At 61.6% G+C, this 20,670-nt stretch carries 17 protein-coding genes and 2 pseudogenes; 3 read left to right on the top strand and 16 right to left on the bottom strand.

Annotation, left to right across the window (positions count from 1 at the left end):
• Positions 1–3: 3 nt before the first annotated feature.
• Both GNZ13_RS28285 and GNZ13_RS28280 read right to left on the bottom strand, forming a co-directional pair.
• Positions 4–690: a hypothetical protein gene (locus GNZ13_RS28285; RefSeq protein ID WP_172170717.1), complete on the bottom strand. Its 687-nt coding sequence runs from the start codon at positions 688–690 to the stop codon at positions 4–6.
• The gene (locus GNZ13_RS28280) at positions 687–2,093 is read right to left on the bottom strand and encodes a selenium-binding protein SBP56-related protein (protein WP_172170715.1); all 1,407 of its coding nucleotides are present in this window, start codon (positions 2,091–2,093) and stop codon (positions 687–689) included. The genes GNZ13_RS28285 and GNZ13_RS28280 overlap by 4 nt, the downstream gene beginning before the upstream one ends.
• 518 nt (positions 2,094–2,611) lie before the next feature.
• On the opposite strand from GNZ13_RS28280, the pseudogene GNZ13_RS28275 reads away from it, so the two are divergent.
• A pseudogene (locus GNZ13_RS28275) lies at positions 2,612–4,015 on the top strand (methyl-accepting chemotaxis protein).
• 811 nt (positions 4,016–4,826) lie between these two features.
• Here the strand turns inward: GNZ13_RS28275 and GNZ13_RS28270 are convergent.
• The 4 genes from GNZ13_RS28270 to GNZ13_RS28255 form a co-directional block, all read right to left on the bottom strand.
• The gene (locus tag GNZ13_RS28270; protein WP_028199271.1) at positions 4,827–5,645 is read right to left on the bottom strand and encodes an ABC transporter permease subunit; all 819 of its coding nucleotides are present in this window, start codon (positions 5,643–5,645) and stop codon (positions 4,827–4,829) included.
• Positions 5,645–6,574: an ABC transporter permease subunit gene (locus GNZ13_RS28265; protein ID WP_172170713.1), complete on the bottom strand. Its 930-nt coding sequence runs from the start codon at positions 6,572–6,574 to the stop codon at positions 5,645–5,647. The genes GNZ13_RS28270 and GNZ13_RS28265 overlap by 1 nt, the downstream gene beginning before the upstream one ends.
• Positions 6,571–7,737 carry an ABC transporter ATP-binding protein gene (locus tag GNZ13_RS28260; protein WP_172170711.1) on the bottom strand — a complete coding sequence of 389 codons (1,167 nt, stop codon included), beginning with the start codon at positions 7,735–7,737 and terminating at the stop codon, positions 6,571–6,573. The genes GNZ13_RS28265 and GNZ13_RS28260 overlap by 4 nt, the downstream gene beginning before the upstream one ends.
• A gap of 92 nt (positions 7,738–7,829) precedes the next feature.
• Entirely contained in the window at positions 7,830–8,930 is a 1,101-nt protein-coding gene (locus GNZ13_RS28255; protein ID WP_172170709.1) for a polyamine ABC transporter substrate-binding protein, read from the bottom strand.
• Between the two features lie 680 nt (positions 8,931–9,610).
• Between GNZ13_RS28255 and GNZ13_RS28250 the strand changes: the two genes are divergently transcribed.
• Positions 9,611–9,814: a DUF1289 domain-containing protein gene (locus GNZ13_RS28250; RefSeq protein WP_028199276.1), complete on the top strand. Its 204-nt coding sequence runs from the start codon at positions 9,611–9,613 to the stop codon at positions 9,812–9,814.
• A 137-nt stretch (positions 9,815–9,951) separates the two neighbouring features.
• Here GNZ13_RS28250 and GNZ13_RS28245 read toward each other — a convergent pair whose 3' ends face one another.
• From GNZ13_RS28245 to GNZ13_RS28220, 6 genes are all read right to left on the bottom strand, one after another.
• Positions 9,952–10,608 (bottom strand): OmpW/AlkL family protein, encoded by a 657-nt coding sequence (locus GNZ13_RS28245; RefSeq protein ID WP_172170707.1) that lies wholly within the window; start codon positions 10,606–10,608, stop codon positions 9,952–9,954.
• A 70-nt stretch (positions 10,609–10,678) separates the two neighbouring features.
• Entirely contained in the window at positions 10,679–11,869 is a 1,191-nt protein-coding gene (locus GNZ13_RS28240; protein ID WP_172170705.1) for an NAD(P)H-dependent flavin oxidoreductase, read from the bottom strand.
• A 208-nt stretch (positions 11,870–12,077) separates the two neighbouring features.
• Positions 12,078–12,938, bottom strand: a complete 861-nt coding sequence (locus GNZ13_RS28235; RefSeq protein ID WP_172170703.1) for a transposase — start codon at positions 12,936–12,938, stop codon at positions 12,078–12,080.
• Positions 12,935–13,387 (bottom strand): IS110 family transposase, encoded by a 453-nt coding sequence (locus tag GNZ13_RS28230; protein ID WP_172170701.1) that lies wholly within the window; start codon positions 13,385–13,387, stop codon positions 12,935–12,937. Before GNZ13_RS28230 ends, GNZ13_RS28235 begins: the two co-directional genes overlap by 4 nt.
• A gap of 410 nt (positions 13,388–13,797) precedes the next feature.
• Positions 13,798–15,390, bottom strand: a complete 1,593-nt coding sequence (locus GNZ13_RS28225; RefSeq protein WP_172170699.1) for an ABC-F family ATPase — start codon at positions 15,388–15,390, stop codon at positions 13,798–13,800.
• 145 nt (positions 15,391–15,535) lie between these two features.
• Entirely contained in the window at positions 15,536–16,495 is a 960-nt protein-coding gene (locus tag GNZ13_RS28220) for an NAD(P)-dependent oxidoreductase (protein ID WP_172170697.1), read from the bottom strand.
• A gap of 172 nt (positions 16,496–16,667) precedes the next feature.
• On the opposite strand from GNZ13_RS28220, the gene GNZ13_RS28215 reads away from it, so the two are divergent.
• Complete coding sequence (locus GNZ13_RS28215; protein ID WP_074283352.1) at positions 16,668–16,874, top strand: dodecin; 207 nt, start codon at positions 16,668–16,670, stop codon at positions 16,872–16,874.
• A gap of 220 nt (positions 16,875–17,094) precedes the next feature.
• Here the strand turns inward: GNZ13_RS28215 and GNZ13_RS28210 are convergent, their stop codons facing one another.
• The 4 genes and pseudogenes from GNZ13_RS28210 to GNZ13_RS28195 all read right to left on the bottom strand — a co-directional run.
• The gene (locus tag GNZ13_RS28210) at positions 17,095–18,189 is read right to left on the bottom strand and encodes a BMP family ABC transporter substrate-binding protein (protein ID WP_172170695.1); all 1,095 of its coding nucleotides are present in this window, start codon (positions 18,187–18,189) and stop codon (positions 17,095–17,097) included.
• A gap of 67 nt (positions 18,190–18,256) precedes the next feature.
• Entirely contained in the window at positions 18,257–19,186 is a 930-nt protein-coding gene (locus GNZ13_RS28205; RefSeq protein ID WP_063495881.1) for an ABC transporter permease, read from the bottom strand.
• Positions 19,187–19,204: 18 nt separating this feature from the next.
• Entirely contained in the window at positions 19,205–20,311 is a 1,107-nt protein-coding gene (locus GNZ13_RS28200; protein ID WP_172170693.1) for an ABC transporter permease, read from the bottom strand.
• A gap of 68 nt (positions 20,312–20,379) precedes the next feature.
• Positions 20,380–20,670, bottom strand: a pseudogene (locus tag GNZ13_RS28195) (ABC transporter ATP-binding protein); the annotation flags it as partial.

Here is a 20,670-nt window from a genome sequence, read left to right as displayed (position 1 = left end):
CGGCTATCCCCCCGCGCCGCCTGGTATCGCGGTATTGAACGCCAATGAGAGCATGCCCACCAGGATGAGGCTCGATGCCCAGACTGCGTCCAGATTGAACCAGCTCCGTGACACGAACTTCAGCCCCAGGTAGCGGTAGACCAACCAGGCGAGGAGTCCGCCGACCGCGATCATGGCGGTGGCATGGACGCCGGAGACAAGCAGCGCCATGCCCAGATTCGCGTCGATCAGGGCCCGCGCGGCCCGATGCCCTTGATCCATGTCGTAGGACCGGCAAAGGCCGAGGTAGATCGGCACAAGCATCAGTCCTGCGCCGTGCGCGATGGCAACGGCGAAGGACCAGAGCGCGAGCCGCGACGGTGGGATCCGCGCGAGTACACGAGGATGGCGCCGCCAGATCAGAAGGAAGACGCCAAATCCGATGACCAGCACACTCGCGCCGATCTGGATCTCGCGCTGCCAGGCGAGCAGGATCGCAAGCATGGCGAAGGGCACCATCACCACGAACATGGCCAACACGTGCCCCGCCGCGAGATATAAGAGCGCGGAGAACAGCGCCCGTGCACGTCTGTCCATCAGCCCGCTCGAAACGGCGAGCGGCCATCCCATTGCCGGGTTGAGCCCGTGATAGAGACCACTCGCCGCAACGGCTAACCAAAGGCCGGTCTGCGGCCAGCCGCCCGCAATCAAGTCCCCACCGACGGGTAGCAGAACGAATCTGTCGAACAGTCTCCGCCTTCGAGCCGGATCTGGTGAGCTCGGTATCCGTCGGGAAAGGCTACCCAGTAGTCGTCGGCCAGCGCAAGGCCGCCACCAGGTTCAGCCCGGGCCATGACCTGTGCCGCGGGCACACCGTCCGGATAGAACTCGTTGTCCCACGTCGAGTAGAGCGAGTTAGTCCAGTAGACCCGCTTCCCGTCGCGGCTGATCTCGACCATCTGCGGACCACCCGCAAAGGTTTTACCGTTCGGGTGAGGCGTGCGCCGTACGATCCCGCCGATGTGGACCGATCCCGTGAGCTTCGGCTTGCGGGGTTCCGTCACGTCGTACTGGCGCATCTCGCCGGTTCCCCAACAGGCGACGTACAGGAATTTGTCGTCGATAGAGAGATCGATATCGGTGACGAGTGGTGGCACCGCGCCGAATCCCTGAAGGAGCGGTGGAAGCAGTTCCGTGGCTGCGGCCTCAGGCGAAATGGTCGCGGTCTTCTCGATGTGGAACTTCCCCCCTTCCCGCCACCAGGTCCAGATCGACCCTTCAAGGTTCGTCGTGTCGACCACCACGCCGATGAAGCCGTACTCCCGGCTGGGATCGTGCGCAGGCCGCACTTCGAGCGCCATCTGGTGGTTCGCGCCGAGGTCGATCGTCTGCACGTTGCGCCTCGCCCGCAGATCCCAGAAGTGGATGCGGTGCCCATACTTGTTCGACAGAAGATCTTCGGGGACGATCCCGTTCTCGAATTGCGGCGGCAACGCCCACTCGCTCGACACCATGTAGTCGCGCGGCAGGTTCCACCAGAAATCGTAATGTTTCTCCTGCGACCCGCGGTCGATCTCCCAGCGGCCGAGGACATCGAAAGTCTGGCAGTCCATGATGAAGATGCCCGGGGGGCCGTCTGTGCCATCCTTCCCACCGCCACCGAGCGTGCTGACGTAGATTCCTTCAGGCCCGCAATGGACCGTGTGCGGACGCGAGTAGCCTGTCTTGCGGAAGATTTCCTCGGGTTCGATGATCTTGTGGATTCGCGCCTGGGTCGGATGGGGCTTGGTGTCCACGATGTAGATGCGCGAGGAGCGCATCCCCGGAATGATCAGATAGCGCCGTTCGAGGAACGCGTGACCGGTCAGCGGCGACAGTGACGATGAGCAGGCATTCCATCCGAAGTGGTGAAATTCGTCCCCCTTGTTGGGTACCGGCACCGTGTGAACCACCTGACTGTAGGTCGGTGATCCGGGCTTCACGTCGATGACGGCGAGAGCGTCGGGCTGCGAGAAATCGGGGCTGAGCAGTAACGTGTAGGCGAAGTCTTCTGCTGGCGCATCCATCGCGAGTTTCGGCGATGCGTGGAACGTAGGATCTGGGCGCATTCCCATGACGGGACTCTCCTTGGCTATGTGGTTCGGAGCGCAGGACATCCGAGTGTTCATTAACCTTATCGGGCACTGTTTTCAGCTTAGGAATTCTCGTCAGTTTGTCAACGTTGCAAGTGAGGAGCGCGATTCACGGCGATATTCAAGCGCCGCCGAGCAAACGCAGCAGGGCCCAGAGAAATTTGCAGAGCGTCACGATCAGCTCCCACAGGTGAGCGAGTTGCTGCCAGCCTGAAACGCGCGCGAAGGAGTCGATCATGGTCCGCTGGTGAGAGGAAGGGCTGCGAGAAATGGCTGGCACAGCCACTTGCAAGGCCGTGCCCGTCTCGGGGCGGGTCGTTGCACGGGTGCCGCGCACCTTGCCGCGTCAGCGCCCTGCCGGATCCCACATCATAACGACCACGGGATACCCCGGATCAAGTTGTTTGAAAGTTTGCCGTCAATACTTCGAGAAGACGTGGCATCCGCACTAGGTGACCGCGCTAATTGACTGCACCAACCGCGCCATCAAGGAGACCAGCATGACGCGTTTCAGCTTTCGCCGGGCCGGCCGTTCACAAACGGTCGTCGGCGATATTGCCGCGCAAGCCGGCAAACTGGGAATTGAAATCTGCGACGTATCGGGCCACGTCGAAGAGGTTGCCGCACGTGTGCAGCACTAGGCGCAGGTATGTCGTGCACTGCGCGAATCCGCCGCGCAGACGCTCGCGGGCAACCATCGCATTGCCACTGCCGCACGCGAAATGCGCAGCGTATCGGCTGAAGCCGCAACCGGCGTTCAGGCGTCGCAGCAGACGCTGGACGCGTCGCTCGCCGACATCCACGGGCTGGTGGAAGGCGTGACGGTGATCGAGAGTCAGATTGGCGCGCTGCGCAGCGCGTTGGCGCATGTGAGCCGTGTCTCCGAGGAGATTTCGCTGATCGCCCGCCAGACGCATTTGCTGGCGCTGAACGCCGCGATCGAAGCCGCGCGCGCCGGCGACTCCGGCAAGAGTTTCGCGGTAGTGGCAGCCGAGGTGAAGAACCTGTCCGCGAAGACCGCGCAGGCGACCGGCCAGATCGAGACGACGCTGGCGCAGCTCACTCAGCAGACCGAGCAGTTGATCAACGAGGGCTCGGTGAACACGGCGCGCGCGCACCGGGTACGCGAAGGCACCCGCAAGATCGGCGACGTCGTGCATGCGACGGGCGATGCGATTACGCAGCTCAACGACGAGGCTGGACAGATCGCCGCATTGACCGGCGAGATCGAAACGCAGTGCAACGGGCTTGAGGCGCAGGTGCTGGAGATGGCGAGCGGCGTCGAAGATTCGAGCGAGAACTTCGTCCAGGCGAAGGACCGCCTGGGGAATTTGCTCGGCGTGTCCGAGACGTTGATCGAGTTGACCGCTGCAACGGGGGTAGAGACGACGGATACGCGGTTTATCGAAGCCGTGCAGCGGGCCGCGGCCGCGGTGAGCAAGGTGTTCGAGACGGCCGTTGCTCGGGGCGAAGTGTCGATTGAGGATCTGTTCGATCAACACTATGTACCCGTTGCAGGGAGCAATCCGGCTCAGTTCGTTACCCGGTTTACCGCTTTTACCGATCGGGTTTTGCCCGCGATTCAGGAGCCGTTATTCGGGCTTGATCCACGCGTTGCGTTTTGTGCTGCTGTCGATGTGCGCGGTTATCTGCCTACGCATAATCTGAAGTTTTCTTTGCCGCAGCGCGAGGATGTTGTGTGGAATATGGCGAATTGCCGGAATCGGCGGATGTTCGATGATCGTACTGGGATTGCGGCTGCTTCGCATGTTAAGAAATTTTTGTTGCAGACGTATCGGCGCGATATGGGCGGCGCGCAGTTTGTTTTGATGAAGGATGCGTCGGCGCCCGTGTTTGTTGCCGGGCGGCATTGGGGTGGGGTTCGGATTGGGTATAAGGTTTGAGGGGTTTTTTGCCTGCGCGGCGCTTTTTTCTGTGCGCTTACGGTTTTGGCCTTTCCTTGAATTGATATTGGTTTATTAGCGTCGCCCCTGTGCGGGGCAGGCACCTACTTTTCTTTGCCTGCCGCAAAGAAAAGTAGGCAAAAGAAAGCGGCTAAAAGCCCCTGCTAAGCGGGTCCCCCGCGCAGTTGCGGTAGTGGTGCATCTGGAATCCGGGCTCTCGCACATTCGGCGTGAGTGACAAGGCAGTCATTCTTCCGGCGGCGCTGAGCGCGCCGAAGCGCACTTCATAAAACCGACCACTACGTTTTCGTACGCGCTTTTGATCAGTTCCGTGGCTCGCAACTGCAACTGCGGCACACCGACATTTCATTCGAAGTGGGGGCACCCATAGAGCAGTGGGTGCCGCCGAGGCGAAGCCGATGGCCCCCACCGTGCGCAAACGAAGCCCCTGGTTTCCCATGCAGACCCATCCGCGACGCACGCAGTGCGGAGTGGGAGCTGATGAGTGCTTTGTCACTAACGCGGAGTGTGCAGGGGCACGGATTCCAGATGCACCACTGCCTCCTCCAAGCCAGGGGACCCGCTTAAGAATTAGCGGTTGGAGCCGCTTTCTTTTGCCTACTTTTCTTTGCGGCGGCAAAGAAAAGTAGGTGCCCGCCCCGCACAGGGGCGACGCTAATAATCCAATATCAATTCAAGGAAAGGCCAAAACCGTAAGCGCGCAGAAAAAAGCGCCGCGAGGGCAAACAAATCAAGAAAAGCCCAACGCCGCAGGCAAACAGACAATAAGCGCCGCGCAGGCAAAAAAAATCTACACCGCCATCACAGCCCTCTTCCTCTCCGCCCGCTGCATAAAATAGTTAGCCAAAACAACCCCAACGGTCACAACAGCAATAAACAAAGTAGCCAATGCATTCATCTCCGGATTCAACCCAAGCCGAACGCGGGAGAAAACAACCAGCGGCAGCGTCGTCGACCCAGGCCCCGACAAAAACGCCGACAAAACCAGATCGTCGATAGACAAAGTAAACGACAACAACCACCCAGAAACCAGAGCCTGCGAAATCAACGGCAACGTAATGAAGAAAAACACCTTAAGCGGAGTCGCCCCAAGATCAAGCGCAGCCTCCTCAAGAGAAGGATTCAACTCCTTCACCCGTGACTGCACGATAATGGCCACATAAGAAATACACAACATCACATGCCCGATCCAGATCGTGAAAATGCCACGCCCGGCGGGCCATCCCAACCACTTGGCCATTTCGATGAACAGCAGCAGCAGCGAGATCCCCTGAATCACCTCGGGAATCACCAGCGGCGCATTGATCATCCCGGTATAAAGGGTAAAACCACGGAACCGCCCCATACGGGCCAAAACAAACCCGGCCCACGTACCGATAATCACCGAAGCAAACGCCGTCAGCAGCGCCACGCGCAACGACAACCACGCAGCCGCGATCAACTCGTCGTCCTGCAATAACGCCGCATACCAGCGCGTGGAAAACCGCGTCCACACCGTGACCAGTTGCGATTCGTTGAACGAATACACAATCAGACTCACGATCGGAATGTAGAGAAACAGAAACCCAATCCCCAAGGCAATGAACTGCAAAATCCGGTTCGGCTTCATCAGCGCCTTTCCTCCATCGCCTTCGCCTGCGCGTACTGGAAAAACGCCATCGGCACCAATAACAACAACACCATCGCGCACGTCACGGCAGACGCCATCGGCCAATCGGCATTGTCGAAGAACTCATTCCACATCACGCGGCCAATCATCAGCGTGTTCGCGCCGCCCAGCAATTCCGGAATCACGTACTCGCCTACCGCCGGAATGAACACCAGCAAACAACCGGCAAGAATGCCGTTCTTCGACAGCGGCAAGGTGATCTGCCAGAACGCCCGCCACGGCTTCGCGCCGAGATCGTAGGCGGCTTCCAGCAACGTCATGTCCATCTTCACCAGATGCGCATACAGCGGCATGACGAGGAACGGCAGGTACGAATACACCATGCCGATATAAACCGCGGTGTTCGTGTGATACAGCTCGATCGGCGTATGGATCAGCCCGACCGACATCAGGAAGTTGTTCAGCAAGCCATTGTTCTTCAGGATTCCGATCCATGCATACACGCGAATCAGAAACGACGTCCAGAACGGCAGCATCACCGCCATCATCAGCAGATTGCGGCTCGCCGGATTCGATCGCGCAATGTAGTACGCCATCGGATAACCGATCAGCAAACACAGCAACGTGGATATCGCCGCAACCACCACCGAATTCACATAGGTCGCGAAATACAGGCTGTCGGTCAGCAGAAACGCATAGTGCGACAGGTCCAGCGCGACGTGAACCACACCCTCAGTGTACGTGGTGAGTTCCGTATAGGGCGGAATGCCAAGCTGCAAATCGGCAAAGCTGATCTTCACGACCAACAGGAACGGCACGAGGAAAAACAGCAGCAGCCAGATAAACGGACCGGCCACCACCGCGGTGCGGCCGGTCAGGTTGAAACGGCGCACCGGCCACGACGCGAGAGAACTGATCGAGCGTTTCATGACGTCAGCACCACGCCGGCCGACGCGCTCCAGCGCACATACACTTCGTCGCCCCAGGTGGGCGGATCGATCTCCGTCAATGCAAGGCTCGTCACGTTGGCGATCACCGTTTTGCCGGCGTCGAGCTTCACGTGGTACAGCGAATAGCCCCCCATGTACGCGACATTCGTTACGACGCCCTTGCCCCAGTTGTACGCGCCTTCGGGCGGCTTGCGCGTGAGCGCGATGCGCTCGGGCCGCACCGAGATCGTCACCGGCATGCCGAGCGGCCCGGTGATGCCGTGGCTCACGTAGAGACGGACCGGCAGGTCGGGGGTTTCGATGAACACATGATCGGGTTCGTCTTCGACGACGTTGCCGTCGAACAGATTGGTCGAGCCGATGAACTCGGCCGAAAAACGGCTATTCGGAAATTCGTACACTTCGTGCGGCGTGCCGAGCTGGACGATCTCGCCTTCACTCATCACGGCAAGACGGTCCGCCATCGTCATCGCCTCTTCCTGGTCGTGCGTCACCATCATGCAGGTCACGCCGACCTTGTCGAGAATGTTGACCAGTTCGATTTGCGTGCGCTGACGGATCTGTTTGTCGAGCGCGGACATCGGCTCGTCGAGCAACAACAGCTTCGGCCGCTTGACGAGCGAGCGCGCGAGCGCCACACGCTGCTGCTGACCGCCGGAGAGCTGATGCGGCTTGCGCTTCGCAAAGCGGCCCATCTGCACGAGATCGAGCGTGCTCTGCACGCGGTCTTTCAGTTCAGACTTCGGCACGCCTTCCTGCTTCAGGCCAAAGGCGACGTTGGCCTCGACCGTCATGTGCGGAAACAGTGCGTACGACTGGAACATCATGTTGACCGGCCGGCGATAAGGCGGCAATTGCGCAAGGTCTTCGCCGTCGATCAGGATCTTGCCCGACGTGATCGATTCGAGGCCGGCCAGCATGCGCAACAAGGTCGATTTGCCACAGCCGGAACTGCCGAGCAGCGCGAATAGCTCGCCCTTTTTCACCGACAGGTTGACCCCTTTGACCGCCGCGGTCTCGCCGAACTTCTTCACGATGTCAACGATCTGGACGAAGTTCTCCGCGGCGTCGCCCGCTTCTGCGTTCAGGCCTGGGAACGGCGCGGTGGCCCCTGCCAGCGCGCCCGACTGGTCGCTACTCATCACAATGCTTTACTCCGGCGTTTGACGAACAAAGCCCCCGGTGGACACCGAGGGCTTCATGATGATACTTACCCGTTCACTCTGGCCGCGGATCAGCGGCCGGACTTGAATTCAGTCCACAGCCGCGTTTGCAGCCGCTGGATTTCCGGCGGCAGCGGCTTCAGCAGGAACAGTGTCTTGATGACTTCAGGCGACGGGTACACGGCCGGGTCGTTCGCCACGTCCTTGTCAACGTACTTGCGCGCTTCGAGGTTGGCGCTCGGATAGTAGACGGCGTTGGTGATCGCGGCGTGAACCTGCGGCGTTTCGATGTAGTTGATCCACTCGAGCGCGGCATCCTTGTTCTTCGCATCTTTCGGAATCGCCATCACGTCGAACCACACCGGGGCGCCGCCCTTCGGAATGTAGTACTCGATCTTGTAGGCCTTCTTCGCCTCGACCGCACGATGCTTGGCGATCACGACATCGCCCGACCAGCCGTACGCGAAGCACACGTCGCCGCCGACCAGATCATTGATGTAGCCCGACGAGTTGAACTGCGTGATGTACGGGCGGATCTTCTTCATCATCTCGAGCGCGGCGCGGTAGTCGGCCGGATTCGTGCTCATCGGATCCTTGCCGATGTAGTGCAGCGCAGCGGCGAACATCTGGTCCGGCGCGTCGAGCACGGACACGCCGCATGCTTTCAGCTTCGAGATGTTTTCCGGCTTGAAGAGAACGTCCCAGCTATCGAGCGGCACATTCTTGCCGAGGATCTGCTGCGCCTTTGTGACGTTGTAGCCGAGGCCGGTCGTGCCGTATGCCCAGGGCACCGTGAACTTGTTGCCCGGATCGGCGCCGGCCACGAGGGCCATCAGCGACGGGTCGAGGTATTTGAGGTTCGGCAGCTTCGATTTGTCGAGCGGCGCGAAGATGCCGGCGGTGATCTGCTTGCCGGCGTAATTGCTGGTCGGCACGACGATGTCGTAGCCCGAATTGCCAGTGAGGAGCTTGGCTTGCAGCGTGTCGTCACTGTCGTAGTTGTCGTATTTGACCTGGACGGCAGTCTGCTTGGTGAAGTTCGGAATGGTGTCCTTGGCGATGTAATCGGACCAGTTATACACGTTGAGCTGCGTATCTTTCGCAGCGGCCGTCAACCAAGGCGTCGCGCACAAGACCAGTGCCGCCACCTGCACCACTACCCGTCTTTTCATTCCGTTCTCCGATCCTGACCGGCCTGAGCCGACCTCGTCCTCATTCACGCCGCGAACCAGCACGCGCGGCTCCCCTGAAAAACCCGAAAACTACCATTAATTATTGCGCGCTTCAAAAAAAATGCCAGGCTGTCGCGCAAACGGTACAGCGTAAGCCGCGCCGCTACAAAATGGGCGCAATTTTAGCGGGTTATGGGCGCGTGTCTACCCGTAAAAAACACCAGTGGCAGCCTCGGTGTCATCTCGTTGTCAAGTTGCGGCGGCTTCGTCGTGGCAGGTTCGCATTGAGGTGGCAGCCAGAGGCCGCTTTCCGCGAAGTTTATGCCGTACGGCTAACCTCGATGCAAGCGTAAGCCACCCGCCGCGCCACCGTGTTCAATAGCGCTGAGAGACTTTAAGACAGCGCCGCGCGGCGCGACTCACGCGGACGTGCCTTGGCCTCACTGCGAAGTGATTTTGTAAGCTTTCTCCAGGCATTTCACCGTGACCTGCGCGCCGCTGCCCGCAGCGGCGTCACGCCGGCCATTGCGCGCTGAGGGGCGGGAGTCGAATCGGGGCGAACGCGGCAGTGGATACTGCCAACCGTGCGTGCGTGTGTGCCACGGCGAGCACGACGCCCGGGCGCGTTCGCCGCATCGGTTAACATAGCGGAACTTCGCTTCTTCGCCCCAAGGTTTCCGATGGCTTCGAATCTCCACGATCTTCCCGACAGCCCGTGCATCGGCGTCTGTTCCACGCTTTTCGACGAAGTCTGCAAAGGCTGCGGCCGCACCGCCACCGAAGTGTCCAACTGGGTGTTCCTGAGCGACGAGGAAAAGCGCGCCGTGTGGGTACGCATCGAGCAGGACGGCACTGCAATGCGTTTCAAGAACGACAAGCTGTAGCCTCCTCGCGCCGCGGCCGCCCGCGTCGGCCCGCCTGCCGGCGAATTCGTCTCTCGATTGGGACTGAGATAGCAATAAAAAAACGCCGGAAATTCCGGCGTTTTTGCATGACGAGCGCGGCTTCTCAAGCGCGGCAATCAGAACCGCATACCGACACCCAAACCAACCACCACCGGATCGATATTCAGCCGGCCGAGCGACTGGCCACCAAGCGAAGCGTCGGTGTGCATCCAGATCTTCTTGATGTCCGCGTTGACGAACAGCGACTTGGTCACCTGCACGTCCACACCTGCCTGCAATGCGGGCCCAAAGCTGTGGTTGGTGATCGAGATCGGCTGACCGCCAGCGTTCAGGCCGTTGTTGTAGAACAACGTGTAATTCAGACCCGCACCGACGTACGGACGGATACTCCCCGCGTGGTTGAAGTGATATTGCAGCAGCAGCGTGGGCGGTAACACGTTCACGCCGCCGAGATTGCCGAGGCTCGACGTCAACTGATGGCGCGACGTACCGAGAATCAGCTCGACGCCCAGGTAATCGCGGATCATGTAGGTCAGATCCAGCTCCGGCACGATGGCGTTGTTGACGCCCACGTTGAGCGCCGACAGTGACTGATTGGTCTCCACGTTCGGCACGATGCTGATTGCGCGCAGACGCACCAATACGTCGCCGGCGTGTATGCCGCTAATCGGGTCGTCGCCGGCGGCCTGCGCCTGCGGAGCCAGCGCGCCCGCGCCTAGCAGGCACGACGCGACGGCGGCGGTCTTGATTCTGTTCCTGAGCGAGTGCTTCATGTGCTTCCCCGAGTGTTTGTTTGCGTGCGGGAATTGTCGAAGGTCTCGTCAGGCTTCACGTTGACCCGCATCAACCCAGCGAGAACGCCCATCGCCCTGCGACAGCGGGTCGCGTCGCACCGGTCAGCAGCAGTTCGATCAGGTCGTGAACGCTGCGAATGGCCGTGCCGAACGGCAAGGCTTCGCGGCCGCGAAAGAACAGACCATTGGCCACGTCGCCGCGCAATGCCGCGGCGAGTCGCGTGTCGATGCAGAAGTGGCCGAACTTCTCGACACCGTCGCGCCAGCCACAGACGCTGAGGCATTCGAGCGCGGTCGGACAGACGTGTTTGAGCGCACCGACCTTCTCGCGGATTTTCGTTTCGTGACGGAGATAGCGCGTCAGCCACGGCGTTTTCACGGCCCGCGCGGGCAGCCCCGTTACGCTGACGAATTCGACGATGTCGTCGGGCGTCGCTTCGGCCAGCACACGCTTGAAGTTCGGATGCGCGTCGCCTTCCTGGGTAACGGCGAACGGCGTGCCGAGCTGCACGCCGCTGGCACCCGCGGTCAGTAGCTCGCGCACTGCTTCGTGACTATCGATGCCGCCCGCGACGATCAAGGGCACGTCCTGGCGACTCAAGCCGAGCGACGTGAATACCGCATCGAGTTCCTCGAGTACACGCAAGAAATCGAAGCGCGGGTCGTGCAGGTCGGCGAGGTTGGTCACGCCGAGATGGCCGCCTGCGTGGGCCGGATGTTCGATCACAACGGCGTCGGGCAAACGGCCCTTTTTCATCCACTTCTTCAGCACCAGTGCGACGCCGCGGCTATCCGACAGGATCGGGATCAGCGCGATATCTTGGCCCTGGGTCATGTCCGGCAAATCGAGCGGCAGGCCCGCGCCCATGACAATCGCGTCGGCGCCGTTTTCGCAGGCAACGCGCACGTAGTCTGCTTGCGCGTTGACTGCTTTCATCACGTTGACGGCGATCATGCCGCGGCCGTTGGCGAGCGCTTTGGCGGCGTGGATTTCACGGGCCAGTGCGGCGAGGTTCGCCAGTTCGAGCGTAGCCCGATCAGGGGATTGCCGGCAGAGTTCGATCAGATCGCGATGATGATGACGCAGGTCGATGCTCGCGATGGTGCCGAGTGCGCCCTCGCGGGCAACGCTGCCTGCCAGACGGTGAGCTGAGATGCCGACGCCCATGCCGCCTTGTACGATCGGAAGCAGCGAGCGGCCACGGATAACAAGCGGTGGGAAAGAGTGAGAGGTGAGCATTGACGACCCGATGGATGGACTATCGAAACGGTGATAATCGGTCGTCGGGCGCGGCTTGCGTTGCTTTGGGTCAATGAGGCTGCTTGCTGGCCTGGTTTTGAGTCCGTTTGGTTGATGTTGGTCACTTCACGGTGAGATTTATGGTTCTCTCCATGAACCATAGGATAGGTCCTTGATTTGATTGAGGGCGCCTGGTTGAAGCAAGGTTTCAAGCGGGCTGAGCGATAGGCACGAGCTGCTGGCCGAGTTCCTTGGCCAGGCGCTTGAGCGCACGCTGCTTGCTCTGCAAGACTTGGGCGTCGTAATTGGCCAGTCCTTGCTCGACATAGTCATCGCCTTTGACCATGACGCGCCAGAACCAGGCAGCCAGTTTGCGCGCCAGCGCCATGGTGGCCACCAGTCCGCCACGGCGTGCACACATGCGCCGATAGAAGCCACCGAGGGCGATATCCTTGGAGCGCACCAGGCCTTGGGCCATCATGCAAAACAGGCGGCCCGCGCGATTGCGGCCGCGTTTGGCGCGCCCCTTGCGCTTGCCGCTGTCATGGTTGCCAGGCGCCAGCCCGGTCCACGCGGTGAAGTGTTTCTCGGTGGGCCACTTGCTCAGGTCGGTGCCGACTTCGCCGATCAGTTGCAGCACGCCGTAGTGTGTGTGCGCGGGCAGTTGCGTGAGGTCGCGCCCGCCACACATCTGCGCCAGAATCTCGCGCAGCCTGGGGATGTCGGGCGAGTTGACGCCGGCGCGCCTGGCGGTTTTGGGGCGCGGCAGGGCGGGCTGTTCGGGATCGAGCGGGGGCAGCACGGCCTGGATTTGCCGGTCGCACTCGGCGATCTGCTGCTGGTAGTGGTCCCAGCTTTGCAGCGCTTGGCTCAGCGCGAAGATGTGCTCGGTATCCCAGGTGCCGCGCAGCGACTCCTTGACCTGTTCGGCCTTGGCGCGGCGGATCTGCTGGTCGCATAGGGCCAACAGGGTTTCGGGCGAGCGCTCGCCGGCCACGATGGCGCGCACCACCGCCAGGCCGCTTGTGCCGGCCAGCGAGCTGATCACGTTGTGCAGTTTGATGTTCATGCGTTCGAGCGCCTTTTGCATGTGCTGCACATGGCCGGCGGCGCTGGCCACATGGTCGGCCCGCAGTCGCAGGTAGTCCTGCAGACGGCGGATGTCGGCCGGCGGCACGAAGCCCGCAGCAGGCCGTGCATGTGCAGCGTGGCGCCCCACTGGCAGTCCTGCATGTCGGTCTTGCGTCCGGGCAGGTTGCGAGTCTGGCGACCGTTGACCATGTGTACCTCGAAGCCTGCGGCTTCGAGCACACCATACAGCGGCAACCAGTACACGCCGGTGGCCTCCATGGCCGCGGACCGCACGCCTTGAGATTTTACCCAGTCGCGCAGCGCGTGCAATTGCGACGTCACGGCGCCAAACACCGCCGGCTCGTCGCCGGCCACCGATACATGCATGTGCTCACTGCCCACGTCGACAAACGCAGCGCGTGGATCCCGCACAGTCAGGGTCTTCATGGCATACCTCTGGATCAAGTTGCACCCATCACGCAGCGACGCCGGCCCGGTCGCGTCACGGGGAATGCAAATCTCTCCAACGGGAAGCAATGCTCACCAAAATGTGCGGCTGATCGCGACCAGAGCCAGTCTTCCATACAGGCAATCGAGCTTGACGCTCGACGCACCAAAGGGTCAGTCAGCCACGCTGCCGGCGGCCACCACGTGAATTGCTACAGTACCCGGTTCAAGGTCCGTGTGTGGTTCCGCTCGGAACTCGAAACTTCCATCGTGACGCTTGCGGGTCCGCGGATCTGTGGGCCTGTCGCGTATAGACAAACTGGAACCGGTGCACAAGACGCGCACCATGAAAAAAGCCCGCTTCGAAGAAGCGGGCTTGGCTTTACGCTACACCGTGCAACGAAGGGCGTTTACTGCACGCCCTGGCTCAACAGGAAGTCTTCATAGTTTCCGCCGAAGTCGTTCAACGTGCCGTCGGTCTTCACTTCGATGATCCGGTTCGCCAGACCGCTCACGAACTCGCGGTCGTGCGACACGAAAATCAGCGTGCCTTCGTACTTGTCGAGCGCGATCTGCAGCGATTCGATCGACTCCATGTCCATGTGGTTGGTCGGCTCGTCCATCAGCATCACGTTGTGGCGGCCCAGCATCAGCTTGCCCCAGATCATGCGGCCCTTCTCGCCACCGGAGAGCACCTTGACCGACTTGCGGATGTCGTCGGCATTGAACAGCAGACGGCCGAGCGTGCCACGCACCATCTGCTCGTCGTCGCCTTCCTGGCGGTAGCCGTCGATCCAGTCCATCAGCGTGACGTCGTCCGGAAATTCTTCGTACGTATCTTGCGGCATGTAACCGACGTTCGCGTTTTCAGCCCACTTCACCGCGCCGTGATCCAGCGTGAGCCTGCCGAGCAGCGAGCGCAGCAGCGTGGTCTTACCCGCGCCGTTCTCGCCGATGATCGCGATACGCTCGCCCGGCTGCACGCTAATGCTGAAATCGTTGAAGATCTGGCGCTCATACTTCTTCGAGATCTTCTCGGCCACCACCGCGATGTTGTGCAGCTTCTTCTCGTACTCGAAGCGGATGAACGGATTCTGCCGCGACGACGGCTTGAATTCCTCGATCTTGATCTTGTCGATCATCTTCAGACGGCTGGTAGCCTGACGCGCCTTCGACTTGTTCGCCGAGAAGCGGCGCACGAAGTCCTGCAGGTCGGCGACGCGCTCCTTCGCCTTGGCGTTGGCGTTCTGCTGACGCTCGCGCGCCTGCGTGCTGGCCAGCATGTAGTCGTCGTAGTTGCCCGGATAGACTTTCAGCGTGCCGAAGTCCATGTCGGCCATGTGCGTGCAGACCTGATTCAGGAAGTGGCGATCGTGCGAGATGATGATCATCGTCGAGTTGTACTGGTTGAGCACGTCTTCCAGCCAACGGATCGAGTTGATGTCCAGGTTGTTGGTCGGCTCGTCCAGCAGCAGCACGTCCGGCTTCGAGAACAGCGCCTGCGCGAGCAGCACGCGCAGTTTCCAGCCCGGTGCGACGTTGCTCATCGGGCCGTTGTGGTCTTCGATCGCGATGCCGATGCCGAGCAGCAACTCGCCCGCGCGCGCTTCGGCCGTGTAGCCGTCGTACTCGGCGAACTTCGCTTCGAGTTCGGCGGCGTGCATGTAGTCGTCGTCAGTTGCATCCGGGTTCGCGTAGATCGCGTCGCGCTCGGTCATCGCGGCCCACATTTCGGCGTGCCCCATCATCACGACGTCGAGCACGCGCACGTCTTCGTACGCGAACTGGTCCTGGCGCAGCTTGCCGAGGCGCACATTCGGTTCGAGCATCACGTTGCCGGAGCTCGGTTCCAGATCGCTGCCCAGGATCTTCATGAAGGTGGACTTGCCGCAGCCGTTGGCACCAATCAGGCCATAGCGGTTCCCTCCCCCGAATTTGACCGAGATGTTCTCGAAGAGGGGCTTTGGCCCGAATTGCATGGTGATATTGGCGGTAGACAGCACGGCGCGTCCTTAAATGTGATATCGGCGAACAACCCAATATTTTAGCAGGTTATCGCGAATTCGACCCACGCGAGCGCCGTGCTCGCGTGTTTTGACGCCGCTTTGACGCTGTGTTCGCGCTACCTTCGCGCCTCCCGCGTGCCGTCTAGCCGCCGCGCGGCGTCTGCAAAACGTCGATGAAGGCCGACAGATCGGCCTCCCCAAGCCCCATCGCCGCTCCGAGTCGCAACAGTTGCTGGACCGTCGACGAAACCGGCATCGGCGTGCCAGTCTCGTACGCCGTGGCGGCGACCGTGTCGATGTCCTTCTGGAACGTGCGGAATGCGCCGATCGGCGCGAGACCGCTTTGCGTCATGCGTGGCACGAAAATCTGCAGCAGCACCGAATCGGCCCAGCCGCCGGCGAGGCCTTCAGTCAGTTTGGAGGCGTCGATGCCGCTACGCTGCGCAAGGCTCACCGCCTCGGCGATCGCCGCCAGGGTCGCGGTGACGATGGTCTGATTGCAAAGCTTGGTGGTTTGCCCCGCGCCGACGTCGCCCATGTGCGTAACGCGGGCTGAATACGCGCCAAGGAGCGGCGTAACCGCCTCGACGTCCGCTGCGGCGCCGCCCGCCATGATCGCCAGCGTGCCCGCAGTCGCGCCCGCTACGCCGCCGGATACGGGCGCGTCGATCCAGCCGACGCCTGTGGCGCACTCACCCCCAGGCTCCTGTCCAGCCTTGACCGTGGCCGCGGCCGTGTCTGCTGCCGTCACGCCGGCAACCGTCGCCGCACGCCGCGCGAACGCTCTCGTCGCGGCCGGCGGAATGCTCGAGTGATCGACGATCCAGCGCACGCGTCTCGGCGCAGCGGCATCCACGCTCAGCAGACCCTCTGCACCGAACACCGTTTCTTCAATCGCCGCCGCATCCGCGACGCACAGCAGCACCGCCTCACATCGCGAAGCCAATTCGCGTGGCCTATCGACCACCTTGGCCCCGTCCGCCAGCAACGCTTCCGCCTTGGCCCGCGTGCGATTCCAGACATGCACGGTATGCCCCGCGCGCAGCAGATGCCGGATCATCGGCGCGCCCATCAAACCGGGACCGCAAAAACCAATTTCCACGTTCAAGCCTCGTCAGGTTTCAGATTGAGTTGCGCGGACATCATAGCGGCCGCGCCGCGCCGCGGCATATCGGGCACCCGATGTGTGAGATGACTCGCACATATGAAGGACGCTGGCCGCGATCCATTGCCTATACTTTTTGCACACCAACGAAGATCAAAGGAGGAAGTTCATGTCAGAACACGTCTACAAACAAATCGAACTGACCGGCTCATCGACCAAATCGATCGACGACGCAATCAGTACCGCGATTACAAAAGCGTCGAAGACGCTGCGCAATTTGCACTGGTTCGAGGTAACGGAAACGCGGGGCCAGATCGAAAACGACAAGGTCGCCTACTGGCAGGTGACCATCAAGGTCGGCCTGCGCATCGACTAGCGCGTCGCCTGAAACATCTTTGACACATAATCCGAAGCAAAAAAAAGCTGCGTCCGTACTGGACGCAGCACCTTAAAGCAGCGGTTGCTGAAACCGCCGCCTGGTCGATGGTACCCCTGTCGATCGCGACCCGGTCGATGGCGACGGTCGATCATCACTCGCTCGACCGCGTCCCGGCCGATCACGACCCGCTCCCCATGACCGCGAAAGCCGGATCAGATTACTTCGGCAGCGAGCCGTCCACGCCTTCCACGTACCAGTTCAGGCGTTGCAGTTCCGGATCGGCCAGCGTCTTGCCTGCCGGCACCTTCACCGCGCTGGACTGATCCTTGATCGGGCCGGTGAACACGTCCCACTTGCCGCCGGCCAGTTCATCGCGCTTGGCCGCGACCTGCTTCTGCGCATCAGCCGAAATCGCCGACGTGTTCAGGTCTTCAAGATTGACGGCCTTCTGCGGAATGCCCCACCACACCGGATCGTTCTTCCACTTGCCGTCCAGCACCTGCTGAATAGCCGCGTTGTAATACACGCCCCAGTGCGCGACCACCGAACCGAGGTGCGCCTCAGGACCGAACTTCTTCATGTCCGAGTCCCAGCCGAACGCATGCACGTGCTTTTCCGATGCAGTCGCGAGCGTCGCGCTCGAATCGGTGTTTTGCAGCAGCACGTCGGCGCCCTGGCCGATCAGCGTTTCGGCGGCCTGCTTTTCCTTGCCCGGATCGAACCAGCTGTTGATCCAGATGACCTTGGTGTGAATCTTCGGATTCACCGAACGTGCACCGAGCGTGTACGCGTTGATGTTGCGGATCACTTCAGGAATCGGCACCGATGCGACAAAGCCGAGCGTGTTGGTCTTCGTCACATAGCCCGCGGCGACGCCCGCCAGGTACGCGCCCTGGTACATGCGCACGTCATAGGTGCCGAAGTTCGGCGCCTTCTTGTAGCCGGTTGCGTGCAGGAACACCGTATCGGGGAAGTCCTTCGCGACCTTCAGCTCGAAGTCCTGATAGCCGAAGCTCGAACCGATGATGATCTTGTTGCCCTTGTTCGCCAGATCGCGGAACACACGTTCCGAGTCGGCCGATTCGGGCACGTTCTCGATGCGGGTGATCTTGATCTTGTTGCCGAACTTCGCTTCGGCTTCCTTCGAGCCCTGATCGTGCGCGAAGGTCCAGCCGGCGTCGCCAGGATTGCCGAGGTAGACGAACGCAACGCCCGGTGCGTCGGCCGCCTGCGCGGATTGCGCGAGCGGCGCGGCAAGCGCCAAAGAGGCAGCGCCCCAAGCGAAAGCGGTCAGCAGATTTCTTCTCTTCATGTTTTCTCCTGTCGTGTTTGTCGATTGATTTGAAACGTGTGGCCGGTCATATGAAACGACAACCGTGTCAGCCCGCCGAGAAAAACGGCTTGCCGAGCGACGCGGGTGCATTCAGACGAATCGTGTTCGGGTTACGCGAAATCAGCACGAGCACGACGACGGTCGCGACGTACGGCAGCATCGCGAGAAACTGCGTCGGCACCGGCACGCCGATGGCCTGCGCGTAGAACTGCAGGCCGGTCACGGCGCCGAACAGCAGCGCGCCGATCAAGAGACGCCCCGGGCGCCATGTCGCGAACACCACCAGCGCGAGCGCGATCCAACCGCGGCCCGACGTAAGCTGCTCCTGCCACAAGTGCAGGTTGACGATCGAGTAATAACCGCCTGCGAGCCCCGCCATGCCGCCGCCGAAGGCCACTGCGCCGTAACGCACGCCGACCACCGGAAAGCCGACCGAGTGCGCCACTTGCGGCGATTCGCCGACCGAGCGCAGCACGAGGCCCGCACGCGTGCGGTACAGGAACCACCAGATCACCGCGAACATCAGGAACGCGAGGTAATCGAGCGGCGTGAGACTGAAGAGCGCGGGTCCGAGCACCGGAATCTTCGAGAGACCCGGAATGGTCCACGTGTCGATCGTGGCGCGCACGGCTGCCGACGTGTACGGCTTGCCGACATAGGCCGACAAGCCAATGCCGAAGATGGTCAGCGACAAGCCGGTGGCAACCTGGTTGGCAAGCATGGTGAGCGTAAGGAACGCGAACAGCAGCGACATTGCGAGACCCGCGCCGATCGCGGCAACCACGCCGAGCCACGGGTTGCCGGTAATGGCGGTGACCGCGTAGCCGCTGACCGCGCCCATCAGCATCATGCCTTCGACGCCGAGGTTGAGAACGCCCGACTTCTCGGCGACGAGTTCGCCTGCGCCCGCGAACATCAGCGGGATCGCGGCGGTGACGGCGCTCGAGGTGAGCGCGCTGGCTTGTTGAATATCCATGGAGATCCGGCGGAAAAATCAGTGGGCTTGCGCGGCAACGGAGCGCCGGCGCACGCGATAGTTCACGAACAGGTCAGCACCCAGCAGGCAGAACAGCAGCAGCCCCTGGAACACACCGGAGAGCGCCTGCGGCAACTGCATCGAGGTCTGCACCGCTTCGCCGCCGAGGTACAACAGCGCCATCAGCAAGCTCGCGAGCACGATACCGACCGGATGCAGCCGTCCGACGAACACGACGATGATCGCGGTGAAGCCATAGCCCGGCGACCATGTCGCCTGCAACTGGCCGATCGGACCCGCGATCTCGCCCATGCCGGCGAGGCCCGCCAGACCGCCGCTGATCAGGAGCGACGTCCAGATGGTTTTCTTGTCGGAGAAACCGGCGTAACGCGCGGCAAGCGGCGCGAGACCGCCGACGTTCATCCGGTAGCCCGCGAAGCTCTTGCGCATGAAGAGCCACACGCATGGAATCGCGATCAGCGTGATGAACACGGACGCGTTCAGCCGCGTGCCGCGCAGCCATTTCCAGTGCCAGTCGCCGGAAAATGTCGGGTACAGCGCGTCGCCGCTGAACATCTCCGAGAGCGGGAAGTTCATGCCCTGCGGATCGCGCCACGGGCCGCTCACCAGATAGATCAGCAACTGCGTGGCCACATACGTGAGCATCAGGCTCACGAGAATCTCGTTGGTGTTGAAGCGGCTTTTCAGCAGCGCGGGAATCGCGGCCCACGCCATGCCGCCGAGCACGCCGGCGATCATCATGGTCGGCAGAATCCACCAGCCGGTCGCCTGATCGAAATAGATCGCGACGCCACTGGCGGCGATGCCGCCGAGCAGCATCTGCCCTTCAGCGCCGATATTCCAGACGTTGGCGCGATAGCCGATCGCAAGGCCGAGGCCGATCAGGCACAGCGGCGAAGCCTTCAGCAGCAGTTCGGACCAGCCGTTCACGCTGGAGAGCGGTTCGATGAAAAACGCGTGCATGGCTTCGAGCGGATCACGGCCGACCAGGCTGAAGATCAGGAAGCCGATCACGAGCGTGAGCAACGCGGCAATCAGCGGCACGGCGATCTGCATCGTGCGCGAGGGCGTCGTGCGTGCTTCGAGTCGATACGGAAGAATCATGGGAGCGTGTGCTTATGTCTGGTTCTGGTTTTAACGTCGATCAGCTATCCGATCGCGCAGCTATCTGATCAGGCATGCGCCGGCTGTTCCGCCGACGGCGCCGAGCCCTCGCGGTCGCCGAACAGGCCCGCCATCCAGCGGCCGATTTCCTCGGCGTTGGTCGCCCCCGTGGCGCGCACCGGCGAGAGTCTGCCGCCTGCCAGCACCGCGATGCGATCGCAGATGTCGAACAACTCTTCCAGTTCTTCGGAGATCACCAGAATCGCCACGCCGCGGGCGGACAGGTCGAGCAACTGCTGACGAATAAACGCCGACGCGCCGACGTCGACACCCCAGGTCGGCTGCGCGACCACTAGCAC

The organism is Paraburkholderia elongata (assembly GCF_013177735.1).
Classification (GTDB): Bacteria; Pseudomonadota; Gammaproteobacteria; order Burkholderiales; family Burkholderiaceae; genus Paraburkholderia; species Paraburkholderia elongata.
The sequence above is the reverse complement of the archived record's forward strand: the minus strand, read 5'-3'. Positions and strand labels throughout refer to the sequence as shown.